Annotated in this window: 19 protein-coding genes and 2 pseudogenes; 15 read left to right on the top strand and 6 right to left on the bottom strand. The window is 58.1% G+C overall.

The window, feature by feature from the left end:
* Window positions 1-10: 10 nt before the first annotated feature.
* Window positions 11-277 carry a hypothetical protein gene (locus AC0L3K_RS31030; protein ID WP_473367481.1) on the top strand — a complete coding sequence of 89 codons (267 nt, stop codon included), beginning with the start codon at window positions 11-13 and terminating at the stop codon, window positions 275-277.
* Between the two features lie 89 nt (window positions 278-366).
* Here the strand turns inward: AC0L3K_RS31030 and AC0L3K_RS31025 are convergent, their stop codons facing one another.
* Together AC0L3K_RS31025 and AC0L3K_RS31020 are read right to left on the bottom strand one after the other, a co-directional pair.
* On the bottom strand, window positions 367-615 hold the full coding sequence (locus AC0L3K_RS31025; protein ID WP_473367480.1) for a DUF6074 family protein: 249 nt from the start codon (window positions 613-615) through the stop codon (window positions 367-369).
* 63 nt (window positions 616-678) lie between these two features.
* Window positions 679-1,101: a hypothetical protein gene (locus AC0L3K_RS31020; RefSeq protein WP_473367479.1), complete on the bottom strand. Its 423-nt coding sequence runs from the start codon at window positions 1,099-1,101 to the stop codon at window positions 679-681.
* Window positions 1,102-1,367: 266 nt separating this feature from the next.
* Between AC0L3K_RS31020 and AC0L3K_RS31015 the strand changes: the two genes are divergently transcribed.
* On the top strand, window positions 1,368-1,514 hold the full coding sequence (locus AC0L3K_RS31015) for a hypothetical protein (RefSeq protein WP_473367498.1): 147 nt from the start codon (window positions 1,368-1,370) through the stop codon (window positions 1,512-1,514).
* A gap of 16 nt (window positions 1,515-1,530) precedes the next feature.
* On the opposite strand, the pseudogene AC0L3K_RS31010 reads toward AC0L3K_RS31015, so the two are convergent.
* Window positions 1,531-1,710: pseudogene (locus AC0L3K_RS31010) on the bottom strand (hypothetical protein); the annotation flags it as partial.
* A gap of 80 nt (window positions 1,711-1,790) precedes the next feature.
* Here AC0L3K_RS31010 and AC0L3K_RS31005 point away from each other — a divergent pair.
* The 8 genes and pseudogenes from AC0L3K_RS31005 (at window position 1,791) to AC0L3K_RS30970 (ending at window position 6,780) form a co-directional block, all read left to right on the top strand.
* Window positions 1,791-2,543 (top strand): XRE family transcriptional regulator, encoded by a 753-nt coding sequence (locus AC0L3K_RS31005; RefSeq protein ID WP_473367478.1) that lies wholly within the window; start codon window positions 1,791-1,793, stop codon window positions 2,541-2,543.
* A gap of 69 nt (window positions 2,544-2,612) precedes the next feature.
* Window positions 2,613-3,263, top strand: a complete 651-nt coding sequence (locus AC0L3K_RS31000) for a hypothetical protein (RefSeq protein ID WP_473367477.1) — start codon at window positions 2,613-2,615, stop codon at window positions 3,261-3,263.
* A gap of 13 nt (window positions 3,264-3,276) precedes the next feature.
* A complete protein-coding gene (locus AC0L3K_RS30995; RefSeq protein WP_473367476.1) occupies window positions 3,277-3,858 on the top strand; it encodes a hypothetical protein in 582 nt (193 codons plus the stop codon).
* A gap of 28 nt (window positions 3,859-3,886) precedes the next feature.
* Entirely contained in the window at window positions 3,887-4,198 is a 312-nt protein-coding gene (locus AC0L3K_RS30990; protein ID WP_473367475.1) for a hypothetical protein, read from the top strand.
* Window positions 4,199-4,200: 2 nt separating this feature from the next.
* Window positions 4,201-4,380, top strand: a complete 180-nt coding sequence (locus AC0L3K_RS30985) for a hypothetical protein (protein WP_473367474.1) — start codon at window positions 4,201-4,203, stop codon at window positions 4,378-4,380.
* Between the two features lie 199 nt (window positions 4,381-4,579).
* Window positions 4,580-5,722 carry a site-specific integrase gene (locus AC0L3K_RS30980; protein WP_473367473.1) on the top strand — a complete coding sequence of 381 codons (1,143 nt, stop codon included), beginning with the start codon at window positions 4,580-4,582 and terminating at the stop codon, window positions 5,720-5,722.
* Between the two features lie 19 nt (window positions 5,723-5,741).
* A pseudogene (locus AC0L3K_RS30975) lies at window positions 5,742-5,884 on the top strand (IS1595 family transposase); the annotation flags it as partial.
* A gap of 53 nt (window positions 5,885-5,937) precedes the next feature.
* Window positions 5,938-6,780, top strand: a complete 843-nt coding sequence (locus AC0L3K_RS30970; protein WP_473367472.1) for a DUF3800 domain-containing protein — start codon at window positions 5,938-5,940, stop codon at window positions 6,778-6,780.
* A 793-nt stretch (window positions 6,781-7,573) separates the two neighbouring features.
* Here AC0L3K_RS30970 and AC0L3K_RS30965 read toward each other — a convergent pair.
* Entirely contained in the window at window positions 7,574-7,798 is a 225-nt protein-coding gene (locus tag AC0L3K_RS30965; RefSeq protein WP_473367471.1) for a hypothetical protein, read from the bottom strand.
* 527 nt (window positions 7,799-8,325) lie between these two features.
* Window positions 8,326-8,559 carry a hypothetical protein gene (locus AC0L3K_RS30960; protein ID WP_473367470.1) on the bottom strand — a complete coding sequence of 78 codons (234 nt, stop codon included), beginning with the start codon at window positions 8,557-8,559 and terminating at the stop codon, window positions 8,326-8,328.
* Window positions 8,560-9,261: 702 nt separating this feature from the next.
* On the opposite strand from AC0L3K_RS30960, the gene AC0L3K_RS30955 reads away from it, so the two are divergent.
* Window positions 9,262-10,113, top strand: coding sequence for a GIY-YIG nuclease family protein (locus tag AC0L3K_RS30955; protein ID WP_354062388.1), 852 nt, complete (start codon window positions 9,262-9,264; stop codon window positions 10,111-10,113).
* A gap of 297 nt (window positions 10,114-10,410) precedes the next feature.
* Window positions 10,411-10,608 (top strand): DUF7662 domain-containing protein, encoded by a 198-nt coding sequence (locus AC0L3K_RS30950; RefSeq protein ID WP_473358304.1) that lies wholly within the window; start codon window positions 10,411-10,413, stop codon window positions 10,606-10,608.
* A gap of 76 nt (window positions 10,609-10,684) precedes the next feature.
* On the opposite strand, the gene AC0L3K_RS30945 is transcribed toward AC0L3K_RS30950, so the two are convergent.
* A complete protein-coding gene (locus AC0L3K_RS30945) occupies window positions 10,685-10,864 on the bottom strand; it encodes a hypothetical protein (protein ID WP_473367469.1) in 180 nt (59 codons plus the stop codon).
* Window positions 10,865-11,474: 610 nt separating this feature from the next.
* Between AC0L3K_RS30945 and AC0L3K_RS30940 the strand changes: the two genes are divergently transcribed.
* From AC0L3K_RS30940 to AC0L3K_RS30930, 3 genes are read left to right on the top strand one after another with little or no spacing between them, the layout of a single operon-like run.
* On the top strand, window positions 11,475-11,777 hold the full coding sequence (locus tag AC0L3K_RS30940) for a hypothetical protein (RefSeq protein ID WP_473358305.1): 303 nt from the start codon (window positions 11,475-11,477) through the stop codon (window positions 11,775-11,777).
* A 40-nt stretch (window positions 11,778-11,817) separates the two neighbouring features.
* Window positions 11,818-12,039 (top strand): hypothetical protein, encoded by a 222-nt coding sequence (locus tag AC0L3K_RS30935; protein WP_473367468.1) that lies wholly within the window; start codon window positions 11,818-11,820, stop codon window positions 12,037-12,039.
* Between the two features lie 2 nt (window positions 12,040-12,041).
* Window positions 12,042-12,263, top strand: coding sequence for a hypothetical protein (locus AC0L3K_RS30930; protein WP_473367467.1), 222 nt, complete (start codon window positions 12,042-12,044; stop codon window positions 12,261-12,263).
* Window positions 12,264-12,296 lie beyond the last annotated feature (33 nt).

Below are 12,296 nucleotides of genomic sequence, written 5' to 3'. Positions count from 1 at the left end.
TCATCCACTCGTGCGTACCATCACCGCGAACGCCGTCGGAATGTCGATAGGTCAGCCGAAATTTGTTCGGCTTTCGGTACTCGGAGCCACCCGCAACCCCCCGCTCCGTGATTTCTACAAATCCGAGCGCCACGACTTCCTGGATTGCTGGATAGATTGCGTGCCGATGCAGACCGTACGTTACAAAGTCTTGGTAGGTAACAGGCAGCCGTCCATTGTCAGTGCCCCCGTGGTCAGCGAATTCAATCTCAAGCCGATCGAGGATACGCCTGGCTGATAGGCTCAGGGCGCAATAGGCGGGCGAACGAAGCATGTCGATTCGCCGCGGTGCAAATTGTGCTCCGATAGTGGTGCGGCGCCCGCGGCTCAACGGGCGCCCCCAGATTGGTCATCGCAAGCCATAAGAGCCGCCTGGACAGCGGTCTGCATGGACGAGAGCTCACGGCTGATAAGATCTTCCCGGACCCCTTTGCGGCGCATTGTGGCCGCCTGCTTCTCGAACTGACGCTGAAGATAGCGCCCTGCTGCTTCGGGACGCATACTTGCAGCGGTCTCCGCCTGTCGCTCAATGAACGACAGGCGCCGCTTTAGCGGAAATGGAATGATCTCACTCATTGTTCGTTGCGTCCTCTGCCTTGCACATGCTCCCGCATACTGGCTTCAAGATCGGGATCATAATTAAGAGCTGCCCTTTCCCAAAAGGCTGCGCGCTTGGCCAAGCTGATCGCTCGCCGCAGAAATGTCCGGGCCATAAAGGTCTTCGTCGAGGCGCTGCAGAAGCGCTTCATACTTTGCAAGACGGGCGACAGTAGCTCGAAGCTCTTCCAAGTCATGGACGGTCTCTGATCTGCGCTTGGGTTCTGCGAGCGCTCGCAGCTCATTGACCTCGTCCGCCCGGACCTTGATCCTGGGATCGCGGTGCCAAACATCCCGGATACGATTCTCAGACCAGTTGCCGAGCTTGCGGCCTACTCTGCGAAGTACCGCCTTCAGCGACTCGCCGGCTTGGCGCTCGCCGGCCACCTTTCGAAGAAGGTCGGCAGCCTCGTCGAGAGAAGTAGCCTGCATCTCCGATGCCTTATGGGAAAATTCCGACGTCATTTGTGCTCTCCTGCTTTTCAAGAGAGCGCGCGTTTAACAGCGCCGCATTCGAGGATGAGCGACCCGGCAAAGTTTGGCGACCACGGCGGGCTGTGCTGTCCAGAAGAGAAATTCGTTGCGAACTCGGGCGAGGTGCGCCCTGCCCCGACGTTCTATCGGGATTGTGAGCCAACCGAGCACCGCCCCCGTTGCTCGGTTGAATGTGGCGGACAGGCTCAATCCGTTGCGAGCCTGTCCGCCTCGGAGGGCTAGAAATGGAGCGAGATATGACGCCGCTGAAATTCACTGTGCGCGCCTCCGAACTGACTCTGGAGCGTCTGCGCGCGATTGAGCTATTTCGGAAGTGGGATGCTGTAATGGTGGAGCATCACGGCGAGCTGTACTATCGTTGGATGAAATACACAGTTCATTAGGCGGCGGATAAAGATCGGGACGTTGAATATGACGGGGCACTCCAACGGTCTGCTCAATCGTCAACACCCGCTTGTGAGGAACCTGCTTCCACTGGGAAACGGCCTGCGCTGTTATGCGCAGGATGGCTGCCAGGGCATCACCTTTCTGGGCGGCCCTCAACACTGCTTGCAGTCCCGGATCTGTTTTAAGAGCCATGGTCGCTATAAAGCATAGCTTTACCGCGTAGTAAAGCAATACTTGGTATGAATTGTAAAGTGTAGCTTTATATTGGCTGGATGGAACAGAGACTTACCCTCGGAAAAAGGATCGCTGCTGCGCGTCGCCGCAGCGACGGCAAGCTGACGCAAGCGCAAGTCGCCGAAGAACTCAGAGTTACACCCCAGGCCGTCTCGGGCTGGGAGCGCGATGAGTCCCGACCGGATATTGGCAAATTGGACGCCTTGGCTCGCCTTTTGGGCACCTCCGTCGATTATTTAATGGGAGGCGATCCCGATCTGATCAAATCCGTTCACACCGAACTCGACCAGCAATGGGCGGAGCAAGGCCGCCGCCTCGCGCAAAGCCCGGAGTATCAGAGGGTCTTCTTAGCCGAAAAATTAACGAAGGGGCCCCTCGGCGGAGCAGCAGATTTCCCTATCTACATCGCGGCTTCTGACTCCGAAGGCTCAATGACGATTGAAGCTAGCCCCATACAATTCGTGCGTCGCCCCCCTTTGTTGGAACGCGTTTCTGGCTCATACGGCGTACTGATAAGTGGGAATGACATGGAGCCGGCCTACAGGGAACGCGATCTCGTACTGGTGCATCCTCTCGCGCCCATGTCATCCGACGCCGATGTATTGCTCTTGAAGAGACCCCCGAGTTCAGGCGACGCACAGGCTTTGTTGCGAAGGCTAGCTCTCCAAGATGAGCGAACCTTCACCGTACGGAGGTTCAATCCACCGGAAAGCGTTACTGTGGCCCGTTCGGATTGGCCAATTTGCCACGGAATCGTTGGTCGCTTGAGCTCGCTTTATTTTTTGAATTGACTAAAGCATTACTTGACGAGCGCATAAAGAATTGCTTTACATGGTCCCGTCAACAGCGGGAGGCCCTCCATGCCGGTCATTGCGAAGCAGTCTCAGATTTCACCGCCAGTCATCAACTTCGCCTGCCCTACCGTACAAAGCGGCCTAAGCATCCTCATTGCCAACCTGAATGCGGCAGTTGCAGAGGTCGAAAAGTGGGGGCCGATCGAGGATCGCCTTTCGCTCGCCTACAATCGGACCAAGCCGGCCGCGCCGAAGGTCTATGGCGGCAGGAACGGCGCCAGCCGTGTCATCCGCGAGGGGCACGACGACGTGGTTATCGAAGCTTACGACTGGTTCTACACGTCGCGCGATAGCATCGAGAAGGATCGCGCCCGGCACCTTGAGGCCGCGACCAGCGTCCACGAGCGGGCAGAAGTCGAGCAGTGTTTCACAGCTCGCCTCACGGACTGGGATCGTCAAGAGCGTGCGTGCCGGCGTGCGATCCCGAAGGCGCTTCGCGAAGCAAAGCGCAATCTGAACCGGGCTCATAAGGCTTGGACCCAGGCCGAACTCGCTATCATCAACTTCCGCCCGACGTGCCAGCAAGACGCAATTGACCTGCTCGTCTACGCCGGCCGCGACGAGGCCCGCGGAGTATTCTTCACGCCAGACGACGCCGAGCTTAAGCACCTCATGCGCAACGTCGCCGTCGCGCTCGTCACGCTTACTGCGAACTGATGGAGATCGAAAGATGTTGCATCTCCCGCAATCGGCGCCCGGCCAGCACCGCTCCAAACGTCAGGACGGCACCGCCGATCCTGTGCTTGCTATGATCGCTGAGCACCAGAGGCTCGCAATGGCTTGGCAGTCGCTTTACGATCAATTGCAAGAAGCCGAGTTCGAGGCCACAAAAAAGCACGGCCCGCGTCCAATCGGTCTGATTCAGTGGCGGGGCTACACGATTGGCGCCGGCGAAATCGAAGCTCGCCGCGAGCAATTGCTGGAAGCTGGCGAGATCAATCGCGCCACAATCGAGCGAGAATACCTTGATGCCAAGGCTCGCTATGACGCGCAGATTGTGGCCGGTGTCGCTTGGGATAGGCGCGCCAAGCTTTCAAGGTTGAGCAAGGAAGTTGACCGACGTGTCGCGGCAGAACGGCGGTATGCAAAACGTCTTGCGAATACAACGCCGACAACGCCAGCCGCCGCTGCTGCGCTGGTTCAATACATACTGGACGAGGAAATTTGCACCGATAAGGGCTGGTGGCACTTGACTGCGCTTCGGAATGTCGTCGTCGCCCTCAATGACATGCCCGGCGGAATGCGGTTGTGATGCGCGTCGACCGATTCGGAGCATTTCAATGCGACAAATGAATATGACAGACCTTGTCGCTATGGCGAACGCCAACAGCGCGCTAGTGAATGGCACGATGGCGCCAATCTGGTCCCTGGTCGATGAGCACGACGTCGTCGTTGCCATTTGGCAGGACCCACGTCAGCCCGAAGGCGTCAGCGTCAAGATCATCAAAGGCTTCCCGATCATCGAAGTCGCTGCGGCGGCTGAGGAGGAGCTGCAGTGTCGGGTGACCGCGATCAAGTGTGTCGATCGCCAGCAGGCGATGGGGCTCTCTCTGCTCTGGGGAGAGCGTGCGAATAGTGAACGGCTGATCTGACCATGGCTCAAGATCCGGTCCACGATAAGCTCGATCTTCTCACACACTCGATGATGGAGAGCCGGGCAGAGAACAAGATCTACCGGCGCTCGATCGTTCAAGCACAATGGAAGAGTTCTGGTGTCATCCTGTTGGTCTTGATGATCGCTGTGATTGTCATCTATCGTTCGATGCCAGCATAACCAATGATCGATCAGTCAAGAGAGACTTAGCTTTGAGCGAGCCGCCCAAGACTTTGGAAGAGGCGGCGGCTTATTTCAGGGTCTCAAGGCGCTATTTCCAGGACTTCCTACGCAACAATCCATTTTACCGGACTATGGGGCGGCGTAAGCTGATCTTCCCCGAGGACCTCGCCCGCCTCAAGGAGGCGCTATCAACGCCATGCCCCTCAGCCTCCGACGTCCGCGCAAAGGCAAAAGTCCGAACTACACGATCCGGGGCACCTACCTCGGAGTCTACGTTGAACGAACTGCGGGTACTCCTGAACTGCGGGTCGCCAAACGGGTCCTCAAGGACATCAAGGACGCGATCGAGCGGGGGGACTATCGTCCCGCTCCGGAGGTAGTTGAGGCGCCGCGTCCCCCCACCTTCGCCGATGCCGCGCTCGCCTATCTTAAGGCCGGAGGCGAGGCCAAGTTTCTCGGCAAAATCATCGAGGCTACCGGCCCCCACGCGCTTCGGGACATACCACTCGCCGCAATCGATCAGATCGCGATCGATAACGCCGCGCGAGGCGTCTACCCGCTCGCACCGGCCACTACGCTCAACCGGCAATTTCACACGCCAGTTTCGGCCGTGTTGAAGCACGCCGGCATTGAGCGGAAGATCCGCCGGCCGAAAGGCTGGCGCGGCAGCAAGGCGACCGAATGGCTTGAGCCGGACCAGGCCTTCGCCGTTATCCGCGAGGCCTACGCCATAGAGCCGGAGTTCGGCCTGTTCTGCCTGACCCTGCTGTACACTGGCATGCGGCTCGGCGACGCCACCGAGGAGGCGCTGCTTCGAGGGCTGAAGCTCGACCAGGCCCTGCTCTACCTTGGCACTACGAAGAACAGCGAGCCCCGTCCGGTGCACCTTCCCCCGATCGTCGTGGAAGCATTCCGAAACGCACCGCCGCGTCCCGTGCGCCCCCGCAAGGTGGCGGGGACCGTCTTGGTGAACGGTGCTGCCGGCCGCAACCGCGCGGGCGCTGGCATCCCTTTCCTGGGCCGTCATGGGGACGAGCGGCTGTTTCGGTTCTGCAAGGGCGGCCGGTTGTACAAGATGCTTTATCTCGCCCTGGATAGGGCTGGCGTCGTGTTGCCCCGCCGCATGCGCGGCTTCCACATCTTCTGTCACACCTACGGCACATGGATGCACCGCTACGGCGGGCTCGACACTTATGGGCTGACCCGCACCGGCCGCTGGAAGGACCCGGATTCCGCGGACCGTTACAAGCATACTATGGCGAGTGCCGAGGCACGGCGGGCGGATCTGCTGCCGGTCCCCTCTGTCCCAACAACGCTAGCGCACGTCACCGGCAAGTGAGCCTGAGTTTCAATGGTGGGCGTATGCGGGCGAAATGGCTTGGCGCGAGAACAACTGCCGTATCAGCAACGGCGAACAGTATCTAATGACGGCGACGCTGCTTTGCAGCACCCGATGTCCCGGCAATGGAAGGATTATTGGCAGAAGCGATTGGCGGATTGATTTCTAAGACTGTACCGTGAATTGTTGTGTTATGCCCAATTGCGACTGAGACCATGATGGCCGCCGAAAACAAAAAAGAGCCCCTGCTTCATCTTTACATTGATGAGTCCGGCTCACGTCACCCGGATAGGCCGGGGACCGAGGCCAAGCACGGCAACGATTGGTTTGGGCTGGGCGGGATACTCATCAAGGATGAGGACGTTGCCACAGTGAAGCAGGGCCTTGCTGACTTCAAAAAACAATGGCCGAAGATCAAAGCCCCTCTCCACTTTACCGACATGAGGGCAAAAAAGAAGAACTTCGCGTGGCTAGGCACGCTGGAACAAGCAGAACTGAATCGATTTTGGGCGTCCTACCGGACCTTCTTGGCTGCTATGCCTGTGTCGGGGACCGCCTGCGTTATTGATCGCCCCGGCTATATCGCACGCGGTTATGGCAAGCGCGAAGGGGATGCGAAGTGGCTCTTGTGCCGAAGCGCCTTCGACATCCTCTTGGAAAGATCGGCCAAGTTCGCTCAAATGATCGGCCGGCGGTTGACGGTGTCGTTTGAGATGGCGGACCCCGGGACCAATCAGCGTGTGAAAAGCTACTACATCAACCTGAAACACAACGGCCTTGCTTTCGATAAGCAGAATTCGGCCAAATATGAGCCGATGACCGTTGAGCAGTTTTTCCACACCCTTCTGACCATTGAAGGGAAAGACAAGACAAACACGCTGATGCAAATCGCTGATAGCTACATCTATTCGATCGCGCGCGGGAGCTACGACGCGACTTACGATGTATATGATCAGATTGCAAAAGGCGGGAGGCTCATCACCGACCAAGTACCAGCCGATAAAGCCGCGATGCTTGGCATCAAGACCTACTGTTTTGATCAGATGAAAGGCCCCTAAAACACAAAAGGCCGGGTGTTACCCCGACCTTTTGCGCGGCCCCCATACGGAAGACCTACAGGCATAGCCTAACTGATAAATACCGGAGCCCACCTCCAAGTTCAATCCGGAACTGGAAAAATATTCTGACCCTACAGGCAACGATTTCTTAGCTTATTTAAGCCGTTGTTAATATTCGCCTATTTCCGGCCTATCGGTCGATTGCCCAAAGCATGTACTGCCCCCGGCCCTGTTCGCACCGGACAAGGCCGTTTTCCCGCTGAGTCCGAAGCGCGACTCCGACCCGCTTTGACATGATCCGCAAGAGCCGCTGCCCCTATTATTCACGAGCCGCTCCACTGAGCAGCAAGGCTTATAAGGGCTGGTAGGCTCCTAAGTGGTTTTGGGACAGGAGCTGGGCACGATCAAGGGACATTCGCGCCGGGGACCGAACGCTGCCTCAAAAAAAGCGCCACCTAGGGGGAATGAACGGGGAATGGCTGTGATAGCCAGAAAAGACTAGCAAGTTCAATGAAGAGAAAGGCCTTCACACGGGAGAGGTCCAAGGTTCGATCCCTTGTGCGCCCACCATTAGTCCAGAATTTACAGCAGCTTAGCGACTTGATTCCCCCACATTGTGCCCCGTAAAGTCTGGGGCACAACCCGGGCACGCTGCAAAAAAGCTCATTCCTCTACTTCGCCCGCCGCTCCGATCTCGACGGCAAATCAAGAAAGCTGGTTGATCTTTCACGTCGTCCCGCGACTTTTGGGCCAGAGTTTCGTTGAGCGCTCGACAGGCGCGAGCACGTTGTGCTCAAGGCAACCTTCGCTCGAGGTACCACCCGAGGAAGGTATCGTGCTTCCGCGGTTCCTTTGATGCTCCGCGCTTGCCGGTCTTGGCTGTGTTTTCCACTGCCGCCATGAGTTGCCGCCGCGTCAGCTCGGCAATGGCGAGCTCGAAATGGTGATCGAGACCACGTCGCCAGAGCAGATAGTGCTGGTTTCCAGTGACGACCTGCCGTCCGGTGAGGGACACCACACAGGGCCGCCTTCAATCATCAGGTTGCCAGCTCATGCACTGCTTCTCCGCCAGCTGTTGCCGTTGAGCCTCGCGCCCGACTTAGCTCGGATCGCTAGCGCTGGTGACGACTACGACGAGAGCCCTGTGGCAACATTGTAAAGCGGTAAGGGGCCAATGGAGCCGGGAGTTCGCTTTCGGCATCCCCCTACCTCGGGGTTGGCTTATGGTCATCGCCTTTCCAGATCGTGATGCTACTCGGCGTAGTGCTCGCATGGCCCGCAAAAGGGCCCAGTTCGCACCCTCCTGGATTACGACCGAGTATCAAACCGTCATCGAGCATTGGCGGATCGGGTCTGACCAGCTCCGTGGTGCTCACGCCCGCATTCGGATCAACTGCCATTTCGGAGTCTCGTTCAAGCAGCTCTCGCAGGCGCTCGATGCGAGCGAACCGGAATGGATGGACTGGTTTGATCATCGGGTTAGGCCCCTCGGGTCGAATGCGAACAATCGGATGATGAAAACGACGAGCGCGCGACGGGTGACGCTCATGAATCGAGTTGTCGGTTCTCCGCTGAATGCCAGTCCGCGCCATGGAGGCGGATCATCTCCCGACGGGACCGCTCGATGAAGATGCGCTCAACGCAGAAGCCGGCTGCAACTGAAGCCGCCAGCGCAAGGCCACAGGCCATATAGTCGTTGATGAAATTCCAAAAAATGTTACAGCCGGCAACTCCTACAAAAGTAAGTACCATGACCATATTGCGAAATGCCTTAACCATGCGCCCCCCGGTCAGTCGGCGAGGATCATCTAGCATTGCAACCACGGCGATTGGCAGCGTTTGACCCTTGTGATGCGCCGTCTTTCTGCTCGTCGGCTTGGGTCCGGCCGCGCTTGCCGACCGCCGTGGGGCTCGCTCTTCCCACTTAAGAGGGCACCCGGGAACGGGGCAGTGATAGCAACGCCGGCATACTTCATCACGGCGGGCTCCTTTGCCGTCCTCTTCCGCGTCAACAACGCCACGCCAGCAAACGGATGCCCGGCCTGTTTTAGAACTATCCGGCGCGCGTGATCCGAAACGCTGGCTGGTTCAGCGCGGGCCGCAGCACAGGCCCGCCGCGTTGTTGCCCGCGAAATATCCAGAGCCCGCCCGAATTGGTTAGTGGGTTGTTAGTCGGCGTTCGGCAGCCTCGCGGTCAGCGCTGCCGATCACCGCTAGCCCAAGGTAGCGCAAGCGATGGCCGGCGGCAGTGATGCCCGCCGGCCATTTCATTCAGTCTGCGTCGTCTAGGCTTAGTGGGACGGCGAGGCTGCTAGCGAAGCCCGCAGTCATTCCACTAATCGTTTCGTCAGACCTTTTGGTTAGCAATCTGCCGCTGATGCGCGAGGATTGCCGCACCCAGTCATGCAATCCAGACGTTCCGCCTGTTTCACGTCCGGGTGGTCCTTTACTTTGTTCGGCGTGGTTTTGGGGAACACGCATATGCCGCAGGGGTTTGTCTACATTCTCGTTTCGCCGAACAGCGACTACATAAAGATCGGCCGCACCGAGCGGCCCATTAGCGAACGGCTTCGCGGAATAAATGGGGGCGAGGCATATGCTCCTCACGGTCCATGGGAATTGTCCGATTTTGTCCACGTGACGGACTGCGTCGCAATAGAGAACGCTCTCCATCGTCACTTTCGCAACCGAAACGTAGAGATCGACGGAACGCGGGAGCTATTCAGCGTGGCTCCGCACGAGGCTAGAGAACAATTGCGTTCGATTAGCGAGCCGCTCCGCGTCGATCCCGAAAGGACGGATCGGCTCTTCCACAATCCCGATGTCAGCCTGTTTCTCTTCCGCTTGTTCCAGCTTTCGGGATTGTACGGCAACCTCGACATTCAAGGCGCGTGGACCTTAAGCGTTCTCCCGCAGACCAACGGCGGGCGTTGGTTCACATTAAACATCGGGTCTCACGAAGTCGCTTTCAGCACTCGAACCCCTGTGGACGGAAAGTTTTCGCACTACCTTGTGCTCGACCGTCTGATTTTGGAGTATCCCAAAACGATCATGTGGCTTGGCCAGCGTGCTGGGGATGTTCAACCGGCCGACTACAAAGCTGCTGAACGTGCGGTGAGTGTAAGTTTCGACGAGGATTTTGCAAAGGCCGAACGCATCTTCGCTCTCGACGGAGTTCGTCGCGCAATGGTCGCCTACTGGGCCGATGCTCTAGCCGATCTGCGCGAGAGGAATGCAAAGAGTGTCTACGCGAGGTACCATTCTTATGATGCTGTGTCGCAGTTGCTCGAATATAAAAGAGCAAGAGACAAGGTGGTGGTAGGCGAGCGATGAAGCGACCCTCCAAGGACGGGAGCGCCTTGGTGGAGCGGGCCCGCCAGCAGCCATCCCGGCGGCGCCCTCGCTCAGCCCGATTGGCGCCCTCTAGGCGGACCGCGGTCGATTGTTGAGATGGACCAAAGCGCGTCGTGCGACTGCCGTGAGGTCTGTTGAGGCCCCTTGTCCTGCCTCAGCCGCTTGGATCTATTGCTCCGCGATGTACTTCCGGCTCTCGTGATCGCCACCGTGCGCAAGCTCGGCACACACTTGCACTAGGACAACGTCCATGTTTGCCTTGCCTGCGGTGAGACCATGAGCTTCCGAAAATCGATCTACGAACCATTGCATCAACGGTTGTTGAGCGAGCGTGGACAAATCGTTCGGCGAACCTTCTCCGAGATGGAAGAGATACTTAGGAGAGAGCTTCCGGCATCGGCACACAAATCCACGGCGTGGTGGAGCAACGAAAGCTCCATGAAGGTTGGCATACCCAAGCAAGGGCTTGGATGAACGTCGGCTTTCGGGCGCATGCTTCGATTAAAGATCGCATCGTCGAATTCCGCCGGGTTTGATCAAGCTGTCCGGTTTAGCGCTTGTCGAAGGCCTTCGCACGCTGGAACAGCACGGTTTGAAATCCGGTGATGATCAACTTGTTCAACGTCTCACAATCGTTCGGCGACAGGTGGGGAAGCTGGCGCGAAGTCTTCCACTGCTCAATGGCGGCGGTGACAGCGGCGCGCAATTCGTCATCAGTCGGGCTGGTCATTGGTCGACCTCAATGCGATCACTTACAGCTTGGTGCCTTCTGAAGCGGATGCAATTGAACCTTCGATGTATCGGTTGTGGGTTACTTCAGCCGGGCGAACGGACGATGCGATTGCTACCTTGATTCCGCTGCGGATGTGATCTTGAGGACTTTGGAGATCGATCGCCGTCGCTCGATCACTCTAGTAACTGAGCAAAGAATTTCCCACTCGTCCTACTCGCTCGCCCCCGCTGTTTTTGAAAGCGCTGCAAGCGAGCGTAGACCGCTTGGCGGGTGCGGCCTAGCCGTTCGCCGACCTCCTCAGCTGTGGCACCTGCGCCAAAGAGCGAGAGCAATTCCGCCTCTTCGTCCGGCAACCACGGACGCGTCGATGTGCGATCGTTCGTCATTCGCGATGCCTGCAATGCCTAAATGCGCGGCGGCGCTGGCCGCCGCGGCGGGTCGGGAAAGCGAGCTGGCCGCTCTGAGCGCGGCGGCGCCGGCAAGCGGCTGGGCTCAGGCGCGCGATTACCGCGCGTCATCCACGCTGCTAGACGAGCGTAGCTTCGCCTGAGAGCCGGAACGAACCAAGCAGATGCGTCCTCGTGTTCCATGCCGCAGAAAAATATCCATGAACCATTTAGAAAAGATTGCCGGCTGTTCCCGTTCCGTAATTGATCGTAAACAATGCGATGGCAACAAAACGGCCATGGAAACCGAACGCCCGCGCAGGCCGCCTTTTAATCAGTATCACCGGCAAATGCTCGACCCTCTTCGTGACCGCGATTGGGTGTCTTCTTCGAAGCTTCCCGATCACCCCGGAACAACGCTCGCTCTTTTACGAAACGGATGGATGGAGCGACGCTCAAACGGCGAAGGTGTCGAATATCGTATGACCGAAGCCGGTCTGACAGAACTTTGCCGCCCCCGATAGTCCGCAAACCGGGTGGGAAACGACGAACGTGTCAAAGGCCATGGAACTGATCGTCGCTAGCTACGTGAAGGTGCGGGACCGTCGCGCTCTGGTCGACTTGCTGGCACATCCTCGCAAGGTGCTCGCCCAGCTGCAAGCCGTATCGGGCATCAACCCAGAAAACGCAGTAAGAGCGATCCAAGATGAACTGGCGGTGATCGAAGCCGGCCTCGAAGAACTTAAACCTCCGCCCGGTTGGCTGCCTGAGAACGAGTGGAGCTAGCGATGCGCGTCAACAAGATCAATTGGGACAAAATCGGCCGGGTGACGGAGCCGGGTCGATACAAGTGCTTTTTCGGATATCTGACCGTCACTTCAGACGACATCGAAGTGTGGACGCGTTACCCCGACGCCACTTTCACCTTGATCACACGGCCGACGACTGAGCAATCGGTAGGCGAAGATTACCGTCTAGGCGCGTTCGACATCGGCAATCCTCAACAGTAGGACGGTCCGCCGTCGTCGTGTACGGCGCAGCCT

The organism is Bradyrhizobium sp. MI1.10 (genome assembly GCF_055811035.1).
Note: the sequence above shows the minus strand (reverse complement) of the source record. Positions and strands in the feature narration are given on the sequence as shown.

What these genes read in the sequence shown, in the direction of transcription:
- AC0L3K_RS30955 (WP_354062388.1), top strand. Translation starts at nt 9,262, where the DNA reads ATGCCGCAGGGGTTTGTCTACATTCTCGTTTCGCCGAACAGCGACTAC.
- AC0L3K_RS30980 (WP_473367473.1), top strand. Translation starts at nt 4,580, where the DNA reads ATGCCCCTCAGCCTCCGACGTCCGCGCAAAGGCAAAAGTCCGAACTAC.
- AC0L3K_RS30930 (WP_473367467.1), top strand. Translation starts at nt 12,042, where the DNA reads ATGCGCGTCAACAAGATCAATTGGGACAAAATCGGCCGGGTGACGGAG.
- AC0L3K_RS30945 (WP_473367469.1), bottom strand. Translation starts at nt 10,864, where the DNA reads ATGACCAGCCCGACTGATGACGAATTGCGCGCCGCTGTCACCGCCGCC.
- AC0L3K_RS30985 (WP_473367474.1), top strand. Translation starts at nt 4,201, where the DNA reads ATGGCTCAAGATCCGGTCCACGATAAGCTCGATCTTCTCACACACTCG.
- AC0L3K_RS30935 (WP_473367468.1), top strand. Translation starts at nt 11,818, where the DNA reads ATGGAACTGATCGTCGCTAGCTACGTGAAGGTGCGGGACCGTCGCGCT.
- AC0L3K_RS31005 (WP_473367478.1), top strand. Translation starts at nt 1,791, where the DNA reads ATGGAACAGAGACTTACCCTCGGAAAAAGGATCGCTGCTGCGCGTCGC.
- AC0L3K_RS30970 (WP_473367472.1), top strand. Translation starts at nt 5,938, where the DNA reads ATGATGGCCGCCGAAAACAAAAAAGAGCCCCTGCTTCATCTTTACATT.
- AC0L3K_RS31020 (WP_473367479.1), bottom strand. Translation starts at nt 1,101, where the DNA reads ATGACGTCGGAATTTTCCCATAAGGCATCGGAGATGCAGGCTACTTCT.
- AC0L3K_RS30990 (WP_473367475.1), top strand. Translation starts at nt 3,887, where the DNA reads ATGCGACAAATGAATATGACAGACCTTGTCGCTATGGCGAACGCCAAC.
- AC0L3K_RS30960 (WP_473367470.1), bottom strand. Translation starts at nt 8,559, where the DNA reads ATGGTTAAGGCATTTCGCAATATGGTCATGGTACTTACTTTTGTAGGA.
- AC0L3K_RS30950 (WP_473358304.1), top strand. Translation starts at nt 10,411, where the DNA reads ATGAGCTTCCGAAAATCGATCTACGAACCATTGCATCAACGGTTGTTG.
- AC0L3K_RS31015 (WP_473367498.1), top strand. Translation starts at nt 1,368, where the DNA reads ATGACGCCGCTGAAATTCACTGTGCGCGCCTCCGAACTGACTCTGGAG.
- AC0L3K_RS30940 (WP_473358305.1), top strand. Translation starts at nt 11,475, where the DNA reads ATGAACCATTTAGAAAAGATTGCCGGCTGTTCCCGTTCCGTAATTGAT.
- AC0L3K_RS31025 (WP_473367480.1), bottom strand. Translation starts at nt 615, where the DNA reads ATGAGTGAGATCATTCCATTTCCGCTAAAGCGGCGCCTGTCGTTCATT.
- AC0L3K_RS31000 (WP_473367477.1), top strand. Translation starts at nt 2,613, where the DNA reads ATGCCGGTCATTGCGAAGCAGTCTCAGATTTCACCGCCAGTCATCAAC.
- AC0L3K_RS30995 (WP_473367476.1), top strand. Translation starts at nt 3,277, where the DNA reads ATGTTGCATCTCCCGCAATCGGCGCCCGGCCAGCACCGCTCCAAACGT.